The organism is Capnocytophaga sp. oral taxon 323 (assembly GCF_001278825.1).
GTDB lineage: Bacteria > Bacteroidota > Bacteroidia > Flavobacteriales > Flavobacteriaceae > Capnocytophaga > Capnocytophaga ochracea.
Map to the genome: position 1 here is coordinate 487,168 of NZ_CP012589.1, position 19,327 is coordinate 506,494.

The following is a 19,327-nucleotide window of genomic DNA, read 5'->3' on the forward strand; positions in this document are numbered from 1 at the left end:
AAAAATAAAAGTAAATGGAAAATAATCAAGAAATGACTAACCAACAAGAAAATTCTTCTTTAAATAATACTTCAGTAGATGGATGCAAAGAGTTTACACCTCTTGAAAGATATAAAACACTAATTGCAGCAAGGAATTTCCATTATGATAATTTCAATAAATGGCTATCTTATTTTTATATTGCAATAGGTACTTTATTTATAGGTTTTTGTACTCTTAAAACTTCTAATAAATCTTCATCATTTGAATTAGAAATAATAATGATACTTATTTTAGGATATATAATTTCTCTATTATGGTTTCTTTCTTGTAAAGGATATTATTATTGGAATATAAATTTTATAATGTTAGTTAATGATTGTGAAAAAAAATATCTGAAATTAAAGAATGAAGAAAGAGTATATTCTGTTTTTGCTAATAAAGAAACAGAAAATAAATATTTTAGTCCTATCAATGGAGCTAATATTTCTACATCAAAAGTTGCAATTCTTTTCTCTTTTATAATAACTATTTCTTGGGGAATTTTGTTATTAAAAGAATTTATGAAATTTATAGATGATAGATGTCTTTCTATTGTTTTACATATATTAGGAGTTATTCTGATACCTATAATAACGTTATCATTGAGTTATATTTCAAGGTTATTTTTACAAAGTAAAATTGATCATTATCCAGACTTGAAATTAGACCAAACAGAACAAGATTAAAAAGAATATTAAAAATATGAATATAGATGAACTTATTTCAAAAGGAGAAAAATTAGGTAAAAGTATATATAAAGATCCTAATTATAATAAAGATATTTGTTTTCCTTATGATGTTTATAAAACTAAAGAAGAAGATGAATATCAAAATTGGATTTCAATAATAAAAAGATTAATCAAATCAAAATATTCAAGTGAATTAAATGATTTTGAAAAATTATCAATTGATATTGATCCAGAAAATCATAGAAAAATATTAGCTTTATTAAATGCTATAAAAGAAATTCCTGATGAACCTAAAAAAGGAAGTACAAAACAAGAAAAAAACTTTCATTTTAATATTACTCAAAGTCAAAACCAACAAACAAGTGTAAGTATTAATCTGATCATTGAAGCATTTCAAGATGAATTGAATGGTAAACAACAAAAAGAAATACAAACTATCATAGATGATAAGGAACTTGAACCTGAGAAAAAGAAATCTAAAATAGTTGAAACCTTAAAGAAGTTTGGCGGAGATATTGCTTCTAATATATTGGCTAATATATTGACTAATCCAAGCTTTTTTGGCTTTTAATGTTTATTTTAAAAGTAGGAAGAATGTAATTTTAACCCCATAGAACAAAAAATCAAGTCCGTTGAATAGAAAATCACCACCGTAGAACGCAATATTAACTCGGTAGAAACCAAAATCAAGTCCGTAGGATACAAAATCAAGTCCATAGGGCACAATATAAACTAGAAATTTACTAAAATTATTTGTTTAACCATTAAAAAAGACAAGAAAATGGCTACAAGATTTATTTCATTCGAAAAATTCAAGAATTATTCCTTCATTTTTGAGAATATTTCCAAGAGTGATGTTCTATATAACAATTAATCATATAAAAAATGAAAATCATCGGAATTAGTGTACGCACTACCAATCAGAACGGACAAGCGATGCAAGACATCGGGAACCTTTGGCAACGCTTTTTTAGCGAGCAACTTATGGCAAAAATACCCAATAAGGTAAGCGATGCCATTTACAGCATCTACACTGATTACCAAAAGGACTATACCGAGCCTTATACTTGTATAATAGGGGTGGAAGTTACCACGCTCAGCACGATTCCCGACGGCTTAGAGGGCAGGGAATTCCCTGAGCAAACCTTTCAAAAGTTTGTAGCCAAAGGCGCAATGCCTCAAGCAGTAGGGGCGATGTGGCAACATATCTGGGACAACGACGCCACGCTCAATCGTACTTATGTATATGACTATGAGTGCTACACCGAGAAGTCTCAGCAAGGTGATACCTCCGAAGTAGATATTTTTATAGGTGTAAAAGAGAACAAATAGCGAACTTAAAATAGAGGATTACCAAAAAACCTCTTAACTAAAATGATGTTACCAGAAGAAGAAAACTACGCGGTTACCAAATTCGAATTGATGCTCAAAGAGAATAACATTCTCTTTTTCGACGTTGATGAATTTGAAGAAATCGTAGAATATTACTTAGAATACGGACGCATTAGCAAAGCGAAACGTGCCTTGGAAATCGGTTTGTCACAACACCCCGATGCTTCATCACTTAAATTGCTAAATGCAGAACAATTGGTGTTTGAAGACCGCTTAGAAGAGGCTTCGGAACTCCTCAATGAACTGTTGCTCATAGAACCTATGAATGCCGAAGTACACGTCCAACAGGCTAATCTGTACTCTAAAATGAACAAACATCATCGTGCTATTGAGTTGCTACAATACGCCATCACACTTACCGATGACGTTTCGAATATCTATGCCCTAATGGCAATGGAATACCTCTATACGGAGGATTATACCAATGCCAAAAAGTATTTTACCAAATGTTTGAAAGAAGACCCTCAGGATTATACCGCGCTCCAACAGTTGGTGTTCTGCTATGAGGTGTTGGGAGAAGTGCAAGAGGCAACCGACTTTCTAAACACTTATTTAGACCAAAATCCTTATTGTGAAGTCGCTTGGTATTACCTCGGTAAGCTGTATTTATCCATTACCGACCATAAAAATGCCTTGCGTTGCTTCGATTTTGCTATCATCAGCGACGATACTTTCACGGGGGCTTATTTCGAGAAAGCTCGTGTGCTCGAAATGATAGAAGATTACGAAAAAGCTATCGAAAACTATAAGATTACTCTTACCTTAGACGACCCTTCGGCTTTAGCTTATCTGCACATTGGGCGTTGTTATGAGAAAATGCGTAACGATGCCAAGGCAGAAGAGTATTATTTCAGGGCTACTCACGAAGATCCTCAGCTCGACAAGGCTTGGATTACCTTAGCCGACTTCCATTACTTGCGTCATAATCACGCTAAGGCTCTAAAATACATTAAGAAGGTACTTACTTTTGAATCTAATGAGCCTTATTATTGGCGCCGTTATGCCGAGCTGAATTATTATCACTTTCAGAACCTAAAAGAAGCAGAATACGGCTATCGGAAAGCGGTACAAAACGGCGATTATTCCTATACTACCCTCATCGAATGGATTGACCTACTATTACTCTCTCAAAAATACCGAGAAGCCTTGTCTATCATTGCCGATATAGTGCAAATCTACCCGCACGAGCTGGAGAATTACTATCGTATTGCTTTGGCTTATTACGGATTAGACGATTTAGAGGAGGCTACTCATTATTACCACTTAGGTTTACAACACGCACCCGAATGGCAGTCGTTTTTTGAACACAAATTCAACTTTAAAATACAATAGTTTATGGGGATAGTGCTCCGTCAATCGTTTAAGAATGTGTTGGCTACCTATTTAGGGTTTGCCATAGGGGCACTGAACACCCTTTTCTTGTTTACTTACTTCCTCTCCAAAGCTCAGTACGGATTAGTGAGTTATGTTACTTCCACCGCCACCATTCTGTCCCCTCTTATTGCCTTTGGGGTGAACAATACCTTGGTGCGTTATTATACTGCTTATCGAGATAAGAAAGAGCAAGCGCAATTCAACCTGATGCTTTGCTTTTTGCCTTTGCTCATCATTGTGCCTGCCACCTTTGTCGGGGTAATTGGGTACGAACAGATTGCGCAATGGCTTTCGGCTAAAAACGAAGAAGTGCGCGATTACGTTTTCCTCATCTTCCTCACTTCCGTAGCAATGGCTTACTTTGAAATTGCTTATGCGTGGACGCGCGTACAGCTAAAAACCGTTTTTGGCAATTTCCTTAAAGAGGTATTCCATAGGGTAGGGGTGATGCTCCTGCTATTAGCTATTTATTTCCAGCTCATCGACTTTCACCAACTGATATGGGGCGTATTTTGGGTGTATGCCTTGCGTATGCTCCTAATGTTTGTTTTCGCTTTCTATGTCCGCCGACCGCAATTTGCTTGGGGATTGCCTAAGAACAAGAGAGAAGTCTTTTTGTACAGCTTTTTTGTGATTTTATCGGGCTCGGTAGCTTCCGTATTGATGGATATTGATAAGTTTATGCTCAACCAATACTTACCCATTGGCGAAATAGCGGTGTACAATGTAGCCATTTTTACAGCTACGGTGATTGCCATTCCGTATAGGAGTATGTACCAGATTGTGAGTCCGCTGACGGCACAATTTATGAATCAAAGCAAGCTAAAAGAGCTATCCGACCTATATAAACGCAGCACTGTGAATACTTATTTTGTGAGTATGGTGATTTGTGTGCTTATCATCGTCAACGCCCAGCAGTGTTACGCTCTTCTGCCCGATAAGGATTACAGCACAGGACTCACAGTGCTTGTCATAATATCAGTAGTAAAGCTATCGGACGCCTTAGTAGGCTTCAACAATGCAGTATTGCTCAATTCACCTTATTATCGTACCGTACTGTTTTTGGGTGTTTTTTTGGTCATAGGCACCGTTTTAATGAATATGTGGCTCATACCGCTTTACGGCATCAATGGGGCGGGATTAGCAACCCTAATCGCTTTTAGTTCATATAACCTACTCAAGTCGGTTTTTGTGTATCGCAAATACAACTTGCAGCCTTTTTATAAAGAAACGTTACAAACCACCCTCTTTGGTATCGTAGTCATAGGAGGTTTCTTCTTTTGGGACTTTCCGTTTCACCCTCTTGTAAATATCTGCTTAAAATCATTACTCGTAGGGGGAGTCAGTGTATTTTTTCTTCTTAAATTGGGAATTTCGGAGGAGTTAATAAAGCTTATTCGCCGATTTAGTAATTAGTAAATTAGTCCTTGTATTCGCTTTTCGTATAGAGTAGACCCACTGTAGAGCCACTGTAGAGCCACTGTAGACCCACTGTAGGTTCGTTCTTCTCTCATTTATTGTTCAGTGAAACTCTATGCTAAGTATGTTTGTATAATTGTTATGAATTTGTTCATCATAAAAGATATCCCAAAATATCTTTGTATATGATACTTTTTTTCTGTATCTTTGTCATTGGATTTTAGTAACCATAAAATGTACTAAAAAAATAAATGTAATATGCATCCACGTATCAAAAACATTCTTGAAAATTACACTTATCCTATTATCAAATCTATTACTTACCCTAATGGTGATATGCTTGTTTTAGAAGGACAATGGATTAAAGAGAAGTATCACCTAAGAATTTTGTGCCAATCTACCTTAGATAGTTATTTTTCTTATAACGAAGAGGATTATGTCTCTAATCTCTATCCGAAAATTATGGTAGAGAATGCCCAATATAAAATTTATGGAGGTGAATGTAGTTGGGAAGGAGATGGTTTTATTTACATTATCAATAAAGAAAAAGGGAAACTTTTATGGTTTTTGTTTTTGGATAATAGCGAGTATTTTAAGGAAGCCTATTTTGAGGATACAAACCATATAATCGCTCGTTCTGAACTTGGCTTACGACTAAGAATTCCTATTAATGAACCTGAAAAACTAAGTGTAATAAAATGACTTTAGAAGAGATAAAAGCAATTGTCTATTACATTCAAGGCTTACAAGCCCTTTGGAAAGAAGGCTATAATGCTAAAAAAGTAGGAGATTATACTTCCAATTTTCAGAGACTATAATACCACAAATGAGCTGTGGGAGGTTATCAATGAGTTACAGTTTATGGGAGAAGGAGAAGAATGGGAAAAAACCAAAGAAGAAGTAGAGGCTCTTATTCAAGAGAAATTAGGAATTAGAATTTGCGACCCTATCAGTATACTTTCTTACACAATTAACTTGTTTATAAAGCAACTTACTAGTGATTTCTCAACCAATTCACTAGTTTTATCATTTATAGAACAGACAAAAGAGCTTATTACTTATCAAGAATATACTTTGGCATTGGAAAACTTACTGAAAAGCCTTTTGGAAAAATGTATTTCTATTCCAAGAGATACTTTGGCTATTATTGATGTTATTGAGGATTCTTATATCAAAAGATTACAGGCTTCATTATGGGGAGTGTAAAACCAAAATTTTTCTAATTATTTTTGATACTTCTTTGTGAAATTATTATCTTTGCAAAAAAATATTTTTTTATGAAAGAAAAAAGAAATACCAAACAAAAAATTAATTTATTTATAGGTTCGATTGGAGCCTTTATAGGGGTAGCAGTGTTTGTAGCTTATATTCCTCAAATTATGGCTAACTTAGAAGGACACAAAGCACAACCTTGGCAACCATTGTTTGCAGCAGGATCTTGTCTTATCTGGGTAGTGTATGGATGGACAAAAGAACCTAAGCCCGATTATATTCTCATTATTCCTAATTTGGTAGGGGTTGTTTTAGGATTTTTAACTTTTATTACTTCTCTTTAAATAGATTGAGTTATAGGATATATTTCAATTAAAACAAAGAAAGTAAAATATAAATAAATCCATCAATAAAAAACTATCGTTTTTCTTTGGTGGATTATTCTTTTTTTATACCTTTGTCATTCGTTTGTTAAATAGCAAATAACTTTTTAAACTTACCAAAATATTATGTCTAAAGAATTAGAAAATGTAATGACCAATCACTTTGAAAAAAAACACCTTATCGCTTTGATATGTATAGTGATTGTAACCGCTGTAGTGTGGAATTTACCTACTGAGGTGTTTCATATTAGCGGACTAACGGTGGTACATCAGCGAATTATCGCTATTTTTGTGTTTGCCACTCTTATGTGGATTAGTGAGGCTATCCCTTCGTGGGCTACTTCGCTGGGTATCATCACCCTAATGTGTTTAACGGTTTCTAACCACAGTCTGTTCTTCTTTAAAGGAGAAGAGAACGAGATTTTCGGAAAACTACTCAGCAGTAAAGAGATTATGGCTACCTTTGCCAACCCTGTAATTATACTCTTTTTAGGTGGTTTTTTCTTGGCTATTGCCGCCACCAAATCGGGGTTAGACGTCTTGCTTGCCAAGAATTTGATACGTCCGTTTGGGAATAGAAGCGAGAATGTGTTATTGGGTTTCCTGCTCATTACGGGTATTTTCTCAATGTTTGTGAGCAATACTGCTACGGCAGCTATGATGCTCACTTTCCTTACACCTGTTTTTGCAGCATTGCCTGCAAGTGGCAAAGGACGTACCGCACTCACGATGAGTATCCCGATTGCTGCTAACTTGGGCGGTATGGCTACCCCTATTGGTACACCCCCTAACGCTATTGCTCTACAAGCTCTTAATGACCCAAAAGGACTGAATATGGGCGTTGATTTTGGCGAATGGATGTCGTTTATGTTCCCATTGGTACTTTTGTTACTCTTCATCTCGTGGCGACTTATATTAAAATTCTTCCCTTTTACTCAAAAAACAATTAACTTACATATTCTAGGAAAAGTACACCAAGGTTGGCGTATGTGGGTAGTTAGTGGCACTTTTATCATTACCATTCTTTTATGGCTACTCCCCAGTGAATTAACGGGTATTGATGCCAATACCGTTGCCTTAGTACCAATGGGTATTTTTGCAGCAACAGGTGTGATTACTGCCAAAGACCTACAGTCCATCAATTGGAGCGTTATCTGGATGGTAGCGGGAGGATTTGCTTTAGGTTTAGGTATCAATGAATCGGGTTTAGCCGAACTTGCTATTGATACCATTCCATTTGGGTCGTGGTCGCCTATAATAGTATTGATTGCCTCAGGACTTATTTGTTATCTTCTCAGTAACTTTATTTCCAATACCGCTGCGGCAGCCTTGTTAATTCCTATTTTGGTAACTATTTGTCAAGGAATGGGAGAAAACCTAAGCGCAATAGGAGGTACCTCTACAGTGCTTATTGGGATAGCTTTGGCAGCATCATCAGCGATGTGTTTACCTATTTCTACCCCTCCGAATGCTATTGCGTACTCTACAGGCTTAGTAAAACAAAACGATATGCTAAAAATGGGGCTTATCGTAGGGCTTATCAGTATGGTGATAGGGTACCTTGTTTTATTTATTGTAGGAGAAACACATCTCTTAGGCTAATATGAAGAACATTATCATAACAGGTACCAGCAGAGGTATAGGCTTTGCGCTGGTACAACAGTTGGCTGCGGAAGGGCATAACATTTTAGCCCTTTCGCGGCATACTGCTACTATAGAGGCACTCAATTTGCCTAATGTACATTGTTTCTCTTTTGATATTACAAAAACAGAAGACCTACAAACGGTAGTCATTTATTTGCAACAATGGCAGTCCGTGGATATACTCATTCATAACGCAGGCAAACTTATTAACAAACCCTTTGAACAACTTACTGAAACTGACTTTTTAGAAGTGTATAAGGTGAATGTGTTCGGAGTGGCACAACTCACTCAGAAAGTATTGCCTTTTATGAGGAATGGGTCGCACGTGGTAAGTATCAGCAGTATGGGAGGCATACAAGGGAGTTTGAAGTTTGGCGGTTTGGCAGCGTATAGTTCCTCTAAAGGTGCTCTTATTACCTTATCGGAGCTCTTAGCCGAAGAATACAAAGAGCGCGGTATCGTTTTCAATACTTTAGCCTTAGGTGCGGTACAGACCGAAATGCTCACTGAAGCCTTCCCTGATTATAAAGCTAATATCACCCCACAACAAATGGCACGCTACATTGTCGATTTTGCCCTTAATGGTAGTAAGGTATTCAATGGAAAAGTATTACAAGTAGCCAATACAACTCCATAAAACAATTAAAAACTAACGACTAATAAACTAAAATATGTATATCATTATTTTAACGTATCAAAAAGACCTTTCAGAGGTTGAAAAACATTTAGAAACACATCGCGCTTATTTAGATAAGCATTATGCTTCAGGACATTTTGTCGCTTCAGGAGCACAAGTACCTCGTGTAGGTGGTATAATTTTGTGCAAGGCAGGTAGTAGGGGAGAGGTAGAAGCTATCATTGCCCAAGACCCTTTTTATCAGCACCAAATAGCAACCTACCAGGTCATTGAGTTTACTCCTACCAAATTCTCTGAGGAGTTCGGTAAGGTACTCTCTTAAAACCACAATTAACAAGTGAAAATTATTTTTCTAACAGCCCTTACTTTCTCAATCTTAATACTCCTGCTTTATTACCTAATTCAGCAGTCTAAAAAGCCTTCGGGTTTTGTAGGTGTAATAATGATGAGACTTTTTAATCGTGTTTATATACCAATGGTACAATGGGCGTTAGGATTTTATAAACCGTCAGAAGCTCTACGAAAAATATTAGATATAGGAGTAGGAAATGGCAAATCAACTGTCCTGCTCACTGAATATTTTCCTCATAGTGAAGTTTGGGGAATTGAAATATCCGAAATCGCTATTAAGGAAGCAAAGAAGCTTCATACAAGGGCTATCTTTCAGTTAGAGGACATTCGGCATACCTCATTTGGTGATAAAACTTTTGATTTGATAACTGCTTTTCAAACACACTTCCATTGGCAAGACCTCAAAGAGGCTTTTTTGGAAGTCAAACGCATACTCTCAAACAAAGGCATTTTTCTCATTGCTTGTGAATATGCAAAGATTAGTTATTACCTTCCTAAACTAAAAAGAACAGAAAATTTTAGTCAATTTTTAAACTCAGTAGGACTATCCTTAATACAAGAAGAAAGAATGCAAGGTTGGGTGTTTTACGAGCTAATAAATACTGAATATAAGTAACTTATAATAAAAATATAAACTTTTTATTTAATGTATATTCTATAAAGTATCTATTTACTATGTATATAAATGTGAAAATAATCTAATAATCAGTATATTAACCACCAATTTAAACAAAAGTAACAAGCATTTATTACGCTTACTAATGCTTTCGTTTTTGTTATAATACTTATACTTTAGCTTTAAAATGTTTTAATAAAATATTAATAACCAATATTTTAATATAATAATTATATATGAGTAAAAATATAGTTTCTACTACCAAGAGGAAACGCAAGGCAAATCGCTCCAAAAAGGTAGGTTTGCCTGCCGGTAGTCTGGTGTATTTCGGTAATAAAGAGAAGCCTCTCAATATAGAAGTCTTTGCCTATAACGAGCATTCTTGTGAGGTAAAGAAAGTCTCTTCGGCTGAGGAAGCTCTTAAATTTATAATCGATAGCCGTATCACGTGGGTGAATGTAAACGGCTTAAACAATATTGAGGAAGTAAAAAAGTTAGGTGCTTATACTCATTTAGATAACCTATTTTTGGAAGACGTACTCGATACCGAACACCGTCCGAAAGTAGAAATCCTCGATGAACATATTCTTGTGATCATTAAAATGCTGTACTACGGCAAAGATAAGCAACTCATTTCAGAGCACTTAGCATTATTATTGGGCAAAAACTACCTCATCACTTTTCAAGAAAGTGAAGACGAAGACGTGTTTGACCCCGTACGCAAACGTTTGCAAAACGCCGATAGCAGTCTGCGCAAACGCCCCGCTGACTATTTGCTATTCGGACTCTTAGATGCTATTGTAGACAACTATTTTGTGATTTTGGATAAAGTAAGCGATAAGATTGAAACCATTGAAGATGATATTATTATTCACCCTCGTGAAGATATGATTTCCGAAATCCAGTTGTTGAGAAAGAGTGCTATCTTTTTGCAGAAATCAATTACGCCCTCGCGTGAGGTAGTAAACAAGATAGAGAAAACCCCTCATCATCTTATCGACATCGATACTAAGCATTATTTCCGTGACCTCCACGACCACACGGTGCAAATTGTAGAGACTTTAAGCACCTACCGCGATATCCTTTGGGGACTTACGGATACTTATATGGGGGCAATGAGTAACAAAATGAACAACATTATGCGCTTGCTCACCCTTATTTCTACTATTTTTATTCCGCTCACTTTTATTGTGGGGGTATACGGTATGAATTTCAAGTATATGCCTGAATTAGAAGTATGGTGGGCATATCCGTTAGTATGGTTGGTGATGATAGGTATTTCAGTAACAATGATTTTCTACTTCAAACGCAAAAAATGGCTTTGATTTTTGTAAAAATGCACTATCTTTGCGCACTATGTATTTGTTAGAGGAGAATGTACAACGCTTTATCAGGGAATACGAGGGGACAACTACAACATTGCTCCTCAAGAAACCTGTGTTCAATGGCATTTCTAACAAAGAGTTAGCACAACAGATTGAAGGCAGGCGTACAGCAACTAAAAAACTTCCTTTTTTGCTTACTACGGAAGGTATATTGTTCCCTCCAACACTTAATTTAGAGCAAACCTCCTCCGAGGCAACCGCTCAGTACAAGGCACAAGGCTTGCACGGAGAACGTTTTTTAGATCTTACTTGTGGGTTCGGTATTGATGCATTTTTTCTTTCAGAGAAGTTTAAAGAAGTTATGTTGATAGAACAAAATAAGGAACTTCTGAGCAAAGTAGAACATAATTGGCAGGTTCTAGGGCGCAAGGCTACATTTATAAATGGAAGCGCAGAAGCTTTTTTGAAAGCCACAACAGCACATTACAACCTTATTTATCTCGATCCTGCCCGTAGAGACGCACTCAAACAAAAGAAGTTTCTCTTAGAAGACCTCTCACCTAATATTTTAGAGTTACAGTCTGTACTATTGCAAAAAGCAGATAAAGTACTTACCAAACTATCACCTATGATAGACATTAGTTATCTGTTGCATACGCTACCCAAGATAACACATATACATTTGGTAGCCTTGCGCAATGAAGTAAAGGAGGTATTGGTAGTACAAGAACCTAAAAAAGAAACGCAAGTACAAATACATTGTGTGAATTTGGAGACTGAAGAGCCTATTTTGCAATTTGCAGAAGAAGTGTTGCATAGTTCTCAAGTGGTGTATAGTGCGCCTAAAAAGTACTTGTATATTCCTAATAATGCTTTGTTGAAATCAGGAGCTTTTAATTATATAACGCAGCGTTTTGAGGTAGAGAAGTTGGACGTAAATACTCATCTATACACTTCCGAGCAGCTAAAAAAGCCCTTTGTCGGACGTGTTTTGCAGGTAACTCCTATCAATCCTAAAGAGTTAAAAAAAGGTAGTAAATATTGTATTCTCTCTAAAAACTATCCGTTATCGGTAGCAGAAATTAAAAAGAAATACCATATCGTGGAAGGTGGTAATGAATATCTTATCTTTACCCGTTCCGTTGAGGGGTTGGTCGTACTTTTAGGGAAGGCAATCGAGTGAGAAAGTTTTTTCTTTTGAGGTAAAAATGCTTAGTAAACGATAGTTGTACACTGGGAGTAATCAAGCGAATAGGTTTGTTATCGGTAGGATAAACTGACTTGTTATTAAAAATTCCCGATAAGGCTACAGTCCAATCATCTTTCAGATATACAAACGAAAAGCGCGTCACAGAAGTAGGATAAACCTTAATATTCAGCTGTTGCAGTATGTCCATTTGGTTACCAAAATTCAATCCACCAATAAACGCCCCTGTAAGTAACCAGTGTTTGCCAGCTACCCACGAATAGCCATAGCCCACGTGAAAACCTATTTGGAAATTCTCAAAAGCCTCGCTACTTACATTCTCTGTTTTAGCATCAGGTTCTATGCGATGCCAATAGAAACCACTGCCAAAAAGCAAACTCCCCGCCGATTTCACTTGGCGTTCGCTTTGCTCAAAGGCAGCTCGCGCCGAGAACTTGTCTGCACGCCATACGTAAGTGCTTTCTACACCTATTTGCTGGGTAGAAAGGGTAGGGAAGAGGGTATAATTCCCTTTACCTCTATCGATATAAAATCCTGTATAGTCTTGATAATAAGCATCTATAAGTATGCGTTTACCGTATTTATGTGCTTGTATATCAATACTGCGAGTTTTTAGATTTGTTTCATTTTTTAGTCGGAATAAGTTCTGTGCATAAAGTACGTTAAGCCCTAATATCTTGCGCAAACCTATTCCAACTCCTAAACTAAATGGGTAGTTGGGTGAATAAGCCTCTTTCCCTTGCGTAAGTATGAGCATTTTGGTAGGAGTATATGCTCTGAGCCATATTTCTTGCGGATAAGGTTGAATGTAGGTAGTATCGCGCTCTTGTGCAAAGAACGAAAGGCAACCTCCCCACAAAAAAATCAATAATAAGGCTCGTAAATTCATTATAATATATAAAAACGGGTGCAAAAGTAATACATTTTTAGCAACTATGAAAATCATACTCAAATACTTTCCCTCACTTAGTGAGTTGCAACAACAACAATTTGCAGAGCTCAAACCGCTGTACGAAAAGTGGAATGCTCAAATAAACGTCATCTCTCGCAAAGATATAGACGATTTCTACGAGCGACACGTGTTGCATAGTTTGGCTATTGCTAAGCGCATTCAGTTCGTTGATGGTACAGTACTATTAGATGTCGGTACTGGTGGAGGCTTTCCTGGCATACCTTTGGCTATAATGTTTCCTAACTGTCAGTTTACATTGGTCGATTCTATCGGAAAGAAAATAAAAGTAGTACAAGAAGTAGTAAAAGCTTTAAGGCTAACCAATGTAACGGCTATGCAGATAAGAGCCGAAGAACTAAAAGATACTTACGACTTTGTGGTAAGTCGTGCTGTTACTCAAATGAAGGACTTTGTACCTTGGGTAAAAGGAAAGTTCAAGAAGACTTCCAAAAACGACCTCCCTAATGGTATTCTTTACTTAAAAGGCGGTGACCTTACTGAGGAGTTAGCACCTTTCCCTAAGGCAGTACTGACTGATATCAGTAGTTATTACGATGAACCTTTCTTCGATACTAAGAAAATAGTGTATTTAAAGGGGTAAAATATTAGAACCAAATCATAAAAAAGGCTGTCTAAAACGACAGCCTTTTTTATGCTTTAAATTTTCTTGAGTTGTTGTTGCATCATCTTTATTTGGTCGCTCATCAAGTTTTGTTTATCTAGCTTTTTAGCCTCAGTGAGGAGCTCCTGCGCTTCGCGTTTTTTCCGCTTTTGCATCATAATACCTGCCAAACTCAATTTTGCCATCGCTACGTCATAACTCATCGTAAGTCCCAATTGTAGGGCTTTACGAAAGTATTTTTCTGCTTGAGTAAGGTTCTTTTGCGAGTAGATAATACCGTACATATAGTTGTAATAGCCTTGTTGTTTGCGGAGTAAAGCTGTCTGAGGGTCTGCTATTTTACCGAGCCATTTTTCCATTCCTGCAAAGTCTTGCTTGCGCAAACGTAAGAATGTGAGAAGTATAAATTCGTTCCGAAAATAGAGTAAAATAGGAATAAGAGAAAGCAAAATAAGCGCTATACCATTTCCTATATTCCCCTGTGTGAACTGATATACCGCCCACGCTATGATAAGCACGGCTATAACTATCTTTAAATATTTGTTCTGTAAATATTTCATTTCTGTTTTTGTTTTAAAAGTTTGCAAAGGTAGTAATTCTTCTTGAATAATGCTAATATTTAATCCTTTTTTTCAACAAAGAGACTTTCGGGGTATTCTATATGAGTGAGATATAACCCACAAGCAGGAACCGATGCTCCTGCTTTACTGCGTTTCTTACTGAGGATAATATCTTCAAAATCTGTAAGCGAAAGTTTCTGTAAGCCTACATCTATAAGTGTTCCTACAATCGCCCGTACCATATTACGCAAGAAACGGTCGGCAGTAATAGTAAAAATGAGTTGGTTCTCCACCTTATTCCAATGCGCTTCGTATATTTTGCAATTATATGTCTTTACATCGGTATGTGTTTTAGAGAAGCACTGAAAATCAGTATAATCAAAAAGTATTTGAGCCGCTTCATTCATAAGCGCTACATTTAACGGAAGAGTAAATGCCATCGCATAATCGTAAGCAAAAGCATCTTTTTGAGTGCTAATATGGTACTGATAAGTGCGTTTCAAAGCGTCAAAACGGGCGTGTGCATTAGGCTGTACTTCATATATATGATGAACTGCTATATCTTTTGGAAGAAAAGCATTTAACTTGTGAACCAGATTAGCGGGCAACGCTTCTGTCACATCAAAGTGAGCATACATCTGCGAAGCGTGCACACCACTATCAGTGCGACCTGCTCCCACAACTTCTATAGGCGTTCTCAAAAGAGTAGAAAGAGCCTTCTGTAAAACTTCTTGCACTGAAATAGCTTTGGGCTGGGATTGCCAACCGTAATAGTTTTTACCAAAGAAAGAAAGTTCTATAAAATAACGCATTTTTATCTTTATAAAAAGTAAAAGGTAACAGAGCATAACTCTGTTACCTTTTAACGAACATCTTATACTAAATTATTATTCACCCAATAGTTTTTTAACACGTTGGAAGTTAGCACTGTCGCTCAAAGCTCCATAAATGCTCTTTAGTTGTTCCAAGATATTTTTATCGTTGCCATTAGCTTTCACGTAGCTTTCTAATACTTCAGCAGCTTTTTTAAACAAAGCTTCTTTTTGGTCTCTAAGTTCATTGAATTTCTTAGTATCAGCAGCCGAATTGCCTAATGAATTCATTTGCTCAACCAAAGCATTACCTTCATTAATGTAAGTAGTCGAAAGGTTCAAAGTAGCATCAGCATATTTAGGTTTAATTTTAAGGGCTTGTTCAAAAGCTTTACGAGCCTCTATATTGTTACCTTGTTGCATATTGATAACCCCAATATTGTAGTGAAGGTCAGCATTATTAGGGTCAAGCTGTGCAGCTTCTTGCATTAGTTGTTTAAATTTTTCTTTATTGTCTAATTGCAAGTAAACATTCGCTTCAGCAAGAATGATGTTAGCATCTTTAGGATAAGCTTTTCTTGCTTCTGCAAAAGCTTTTAGCGCCTCATCAGTCTTGTTTTGCTCTACGTAAATAAAGGCAATATTTTTCACGATATCAGCACGTTTTGAAGGCGTTTTTTCATTTCTAGCTTTTTCGTGAGTACCTGCTTTTACCATCAAATCACGCTGGTTTTTATCAGGGAAAGTTTCCTCTTTTTTAGTTTGCTTATTAGTAGCCAAATAAAGTGTTTCAGCACCGTCATAACCTAAGTCTTTCAACTCTTTATAAAGTTTCACAGCGTTGTCATAATCTTTATTTTCAACCGATACTACTGCCGCATTGTACAAAAATACAGTATCACGCGGACTGAGGCGGTATACTTGTTCAAAAGCAACCGAAGCATTCTTGTAGTTTTTACGCTCGTAATTGTCTTGTGCTTGCTTAGCTGCAATATTAATAGCCTCATCAGCCAAAGTTTGCAACTGGTTTGTGTATTTGCCTTTACCTCCTTCTAATTGTCTTACTTTGGCAAAAGCTGAAGAAGCCGCTTGCAACGAAGCCAATACATTTTCATTTTTCTTGGCAGCCTCCACATTCACTTGTGCTTCCAAGAAATAGAACTGAGGTGCAAATTCAGTACCCTCAATAGAACCTTTAATGGAGCTTAATCCGCTTTTAGCAGTTGTTAAATCTCCTTTACGGATTTGTTTTTCAATCTCTTTGAGTTCTTTTTTTTGTCCGAACGCCACTGCCGAAATCAGTAAGGCAGCAGCCATTAATAATGGTTTTCTCATATTGTTTTGCAATTTTAACGCAGTTTTTTGTTTTATGTACTAATTTGAAGTCGCAAATGTAGCACTTTATTTTTAAAGCACCAAATATTATCAACTTTTTATTTAGCAACAAAACTTGTGCCAACCGCATACTTCTGACAATTAGTCCGTTGAAGTTCCTCGAAAGTTATATCTCTCTATTTTCAATTCTCATAAACGTTCCTCAAAAGTTACTCACACTAAAAATTGCATTTTTTCGCCAAAATCACGTTTTTATGATTTTTTTCTCAATAACGTAAATACCTCTTTCTACTAATTGAGATTCAACTTAGTAACCTCCTTCCTTCGTCTTTCCTTCGTCTTAGGTTCGTCTTTCCTTCGCTCTTCCTTCGGTTAAGATACATCTAAAAGGTAAGATAGGTATATTTTATATCTAACTGATATACAAACAATTATTATTTTTAATTCGCTAAAAGATGAAAAAGAATTTTGTTGTCTTATTTTAAAAAAATATGCTCTATTTTAGAAATTTTAGCATTTTTTTCTCAGCTTCTCCAAAGTCATATAGTGCTTGTATTAATCAACCTTCATTTTCTTTTAATTTTAAAACGAATTTATTTAATTTCTAGCACGTAGTCTCTCTGTAAAAAGAATACTTTTCACCTATGATATTAATGTGAGTCCTATATATTTACAATACTGATTATTAGTCTCCTTTGCGGTATACACTTTGCCAAAGTTTAAACTTTGGCAAAGTTGAAGTCTTAAAATAATCATTTCACAAGGCATATCCTTAATTCTCTTTTAATTTTGAAACCAATTTGTTTAATTTCTGGCACGTAGTCTCACTGTAAAAAGAATACTTTTCACCTATTATATTATTGTTTTTTATTAACAATAAAATTTATAAAGTATTACTATTGTATTTCCGATTATTATTTGTATCTTTGCCCTCAAATAAAATCTTATGAAGAAATTAACTTTAATCGCATTCCTTTTAATTGTCTTTTCTTGTAAGACAAACCCTTTTACAGGGAAGAGTACCCTTAACTTTATGCCTAATAGTCAGGTATTTCCGATGGCTTTTAGTGAGTATTCCACCTTTTTAAAATCTAATAAGGTAGTGAAAAACACAAATGATGCCGCTATGGTGAAACGCGTAGGCGAACGCATAGCCAAAGCTGCCAAACTATGGCTCGATACCAATGGTTATAAAGGCTATTTAGATGATTATCGTTGGGAATATAACTTGGTAGATAGTCCCGAGGTAAATGCTTGGTGTATGCCAGGAGGAAAGATTGTGGTTTATACGGGAATTTTACCTATTACACAATCCGAAACAGGTTTGGCAGTGGTAATGGGGCACGAGGTGGCTCACGCTTTAGCCGACCACGGGGCACAACGTATGAGTGCTGCTACCTTACAACAAATAGGTGCTATTGCAGGTTCAGTAGCCTTGCAAACCAGCAAATACGCTGCTTATACCGACCAGTTTATGCTCGCTTACGGCTTAGGGTCTAACTTAGGGGTAATGTTGCCCTTTAGTCGTTCCAACGAAACAGAAGCCGATGCCATAGGTATCCAGATTATGGCAATTGCTGGTTATGACCCCGCTGAGGCTCCTGAGCTATGGAAGCGTATGAGTGCCAAGAATAATGGTAAATCTACACCTACTATTTTAAGTACCCACCCTTCTGATGCCTCTCGTATCAAAAACCTCACTGCCTTAGTACCCAAAGCACGTGCTGAAGCTGCTAAATTTGGAGTCACCCATTTTCAATAGCTAAAAGATATGATAAGCATCGCTACAATTCCTCTTTTGAAGGAGTATAGGGAGAGGTTGTCAACATTTTAGTATTATTCACACCAATATAGGTAACAAATAAAACATTATAAAGATATGCAACAAGTTTACGATAAAATTAATGAAACGGCTCGCATCATACAGTCGTACATCACAGAGCACACTCCTGAATTTGCTATTATTTTAGGTTCTGGACTCAATAAGTTAGAAGATGAAGTAGAAGTAATTTCTGAGATTAAATACAACAATATCCCTAACTTCCCTAAATCTACTGTAGAAGGACACAAAGGTAAACTGATTTACGGTAAAATAGAAAACCGCTATGTGCTAATGATGGCAGGGCGTGTGCATTATTACGAAGGATATACAATGCAAGAAGTAACCTTCCCAATACGCGTTTTTGCACAATTAGGAATTAAACGTCTGATTGTTTCTAACGCTTCAGGAGGGGTGAACCCTAACTTTTCAATAGGTGATGTAATGGTTATTCGCGACCATATCAATTTATTTCCTGAGCACCCTCTACGCGGTAAGAACTTAGACCTATTTGGTGCACGCTTCCCCGATATGAGCAAGCCTTATAGCCAAGCTATGATAACCGAGCTCGAAAAGATAGCTAAGAAACATAAAATCAAGCTGCAAAAAGGAGTGTATGTAGGTTTGCAAGGTCCTTCTTTTGAAACCCCAGCCGAATATGGTATGGTGCGCATTTTAGGAGGTGATGCTGTAGGTATGAGTACCGTGCCCGAAGTAATTGTAGCACGTCATCAGAATATGGAAGTGTGTGCCCTTTCAGTCATCACCGACTTAGGTGGTCCCGACATCTCCCCCGATGTATCACACGAAGAAGTACTCAACGCCGCTAATATCGCAATGCCAAACGTGATATTATTGGTGAAGAATTTGATTAAAAGCTATCAATAGTTTTTAGTTGTGGTATAAACTTTGCCAAAGTTTCAATAGCTTGTTGTGCTACAACCTTTGGCAAAGTTA

The 19,327-nt window shown here is 36.5% G+C and carries 20 protein-coding genes and 1 pseudogene; 17 read left to right on the forward strand and 4 right to left on the reverse strand.

Features of this window, described 5'->3' with window-relative positions; genetic code table 11:
• The first annotated feature begins 14 nt into the window (after window positions 1-14).
• From AM608_RS02110 to AM608_RS02175, 14 genes and pseudogenes are all read left to right on the forward strand, one after another.
• A complete protein-coding gene (locus AM608_RS02110) occupies window positions 15-707 on the forward strand; it encodes a hypothetical protein (protein WP_053580612.1) in 693 nt (230 codons plus the stop codon).
• Between the two features lie 16 nt (window positions 708-723).
• Window positions 724-1,281: a hypothetical protein gene (locus AM608_RS02115; protein ID WP_053580613.1), complete on the forward strand. Its 558-nt coding sequence runs from the start codon at window positions 724-726 to the stop codon at window positions 1,279-1,281.
• A gap of 314 nt (window positions 1,282-1,595) precedes the next feature.
• Window positions 1,596-2,042, forward strand: a complete 447-nt coding sequence (locus AM608_RS02120; protein ID WP_053580614.1) for a GyrI-like domain-containing protein — start codon at window positions 1,596-1,598, stop codon at window positions 2,040-2,042.
• A gap of 42 nt (window positions 2,043-2,084) precedes the next feature.
• Complete coding sequence (locus AM608_RS02125) at window positions 2,085-3,434, forward strand: lipopolysaccharide assembly protein LapB (RefSeq protein ID WP_053580615.1); 1,350 nt, start codon at window positions 2,085-2,087, stop codon at window positions 3,432-3,434.
• 3 nt (window positions 3,435-3,437) lie between these two features.
• Complete coding sequence (locus AM608_RS02130; protein WP_009417722.1) at window positions 3,438-4,892, forward strand: lipopolysaccharide biosynthesis protein; 1,455 nt, start codon at window positions 3,438-3,440, stop codon at window positions 4,890-4,892.
• Between the two features lie 261 nt (window positions 4,893-5,153).
• Window positions 5,154-5,597: a hypothetical protein gene (locus AM608_RS02135; protein WP_009417735.1), complete on the forward strand. Its 444-nt coding sequence runs from the start codon at window positions 5,154-5,156 to the stop codon at window positions 5,595-5,597.
• Window positions 5,594-6,101: pseudogene (locus AM608_RS02140) on the forward strand (hypothetical protein). The gene AM608_RS02135 and the pseudogene AM608_RS02140 overlap by 4 nt, the downstream one beginning before the upstream one ends.
• 71 nt (window positions 6,102-6,172) lie before the next feature.
• On the forward strand, window positions 6,173-6,451 hold the full coding sequence (locus AM608_RS02145; protein WP_009417746.1) for a SemiSWEET family transporter: 279 nt from the start codon (window positions 6,173-6,175) through the stop codon (window positions 6,449-6,451).
• A gap of 165 nt (window positions 6,452-6,616) precedes the next feature.
• A complete protein-coding gene (locus tag AM608_RS02150) occupies window positions 6,617-8,092 on the forward strand; it encodes a DASS family sodium-coupled anion symporter (RefSeq protein WP_053580616.1) in 1,476 nt (491 codons plus the stop codon).
• 1 nt (window position 8,093) lies between these two features.
• Window positions 8,094-8,771, forward strand: a complete 678-nt coding sequence (locus AM608_RS02155; RefSeq protein WP_053580617.1) for an SDR family oxidoreductase — start codon at window positions 8,094-8,096, stop codon at window positions 8,769-8,771.
• A gap of 34 nt (window positions 8,772-8,805) precedes the next feature.
• Window positions 8,806-9,093, forward strand: coding sequence for a YciI family protein (locus AM608_RS02160; protein WP_053580618.1), 288 nt, complete (start codon window positions 8,806-8,808; stop codon window positions 9,091-9,093).
• Window positions 9,094-9,108: 15 nt separating this feature from the next.
• Window positions 9,109-9,738: a class I SAM-dependent methyltransferase gene (locus AM608_RS02165; protein ID WP_053580619.1), complete on the forward strand. Its 630-nt coding sequence runs from the start codon at window positions 9,109-9,111 to the stop codon at window positions 9,736-9,738.
• Window positions 9,739-9,974: 236 nt separating this feature from the next.
• The gene (gene corA / locus AM608_RS02170) at window positions 9,975-11,063 is read left to right on the forward strand and encodes a magnesium/cobalt transporter CorA (protein WP_009417725.1); all 1,089 of its coding nucleotides are present in this window, start codon (window positions 9,975-9,977) and stop codon (window positions 11,061-11,063) included.
• A gap of 31 nt (window positions 11,064-11,094) precedes the next feature.
• Window positions 11,095-12,246 (forward strand): class I SAM-dependent methyltransferase, encoded by a 1,152-nt coding sequence (locus AM608_RS02175; protein WP_053580620.1) that lies wholly within the window; start codon window positions 11,095-11,097, stop codon window positions 12,244-12,246.
• Here the strand turns inward: AM608_RS02175 and AM608_RS02180 are convergent.
• Window positions 12,194-13,138 (reverse strand): DUF4421 family protein, encoded by a 945-nt coding sequence (locus AM608_RS02180; RefSeq protein WP_253273501.1) that lies wholly within the window; start codon window positions 13,136-13,138, stop codon window positions 12,194-12,196. The genes AM608_RS02175 and AM608_RS02180 overlap by 53 nt on opposite strands.
• Before the next feature lie 67 nt (window positions 13,139-13,205).
• On the opposite strand from AM608_RS02180, the gene rsmG reads away from it, so the two are divergent.
• Window positions 13,206-13,823: a 16S rRNA (guanine(527)-N(7))-methyltransferase RsmG gene (rsmG, locus tag AM608_RS02185; protein ID WP_053580622.1), complete on the forward strand. Its 618-nt coding sequence runs from the start codon at window positions 13,206-13,208 to the stop codon at window positions 13,821-13,823.
• 56 nt (window positions 13,824-13,879) lie between these two features.
• On the opposite strand, the gene AM608_RS02190 is transcribed toward rsmG, so the two are convergent.
• Genes AM608_RS02190 through AM608_RS02200 form a run of 3 tightly spaced genes read right to left on the reverse strand, consistent with a single transcriptional unit; the run spans window position 13,880 to window position 16,551 of the window.
• Window positions 13,880-14,404, reverse strand: a complete 525-nt coding sequence (locus AM608_RS02190; RefSeq protein ID WP_009421613.1) for a membrane protein — start codon at window positions 14,402-14,404, stop codon at window positions 13,880-13,882.
• Between the two features lie 59 nt (window positions 14,405-14,463).
• A complete protein-coding gene (gene truA / locus AM608_RS02195; protein WP_053580623.1) occupies window positions 14,464-15,252 on the reverse strand; it encodes a tRNA pseudouridine(38-40) synthase TruA in 789 nt (262 codons plus the stop codon).
• A 39-nt stretch (window positions 15,253-15,291) separates the two neighbouring features.
• Window positions 15,292-16,551, reverse strand: a complete 1,260-nt coding sequence (locus tag AM608_RS02200; RefSeq protein ID WP_034575722.1) for a tetratricopeptide repeat protein — start codon at window positions 16,549-16,551, stop codon at window positions 15,292-15,294.
• A 946-nt stretch (window positions 16,552-17,497) separates the two neighbouring features.
• Between AM608_RS02200 and AM608_RS02205 the strand changes: the two genes are divergently transcribed.
• Both AM608_RS02205 and AM608_RS02210 read left to right on the forward strand, forming a co-directional pair.
• Window positions 17,498-18,313, forward strand: a complete 816-nt coding sequence (locus AM608_RS02205; RefSeq protein WP_015782949.1) for a M48 family metallopeptidase — start codon at window positions 17,498-17,500, stop codon at window positions 18,311-18,313.
• A gap of 117 nt (window positions 18,314-18,430) precedes the next feature.
• Window positions 18,431-19,258: a purine-nucleoside phosphorylase gene (locus AM608_RS02210; protein WP_009417762.1), complete on the forward strand. Its 828-nt coding sequence runs from the start codon at window positions 18,431-18,433 to the stop codon at window positions 19,256-19,258.
• Window positions 19,259-19,327 lie beyond the last annotated feature (69 nt).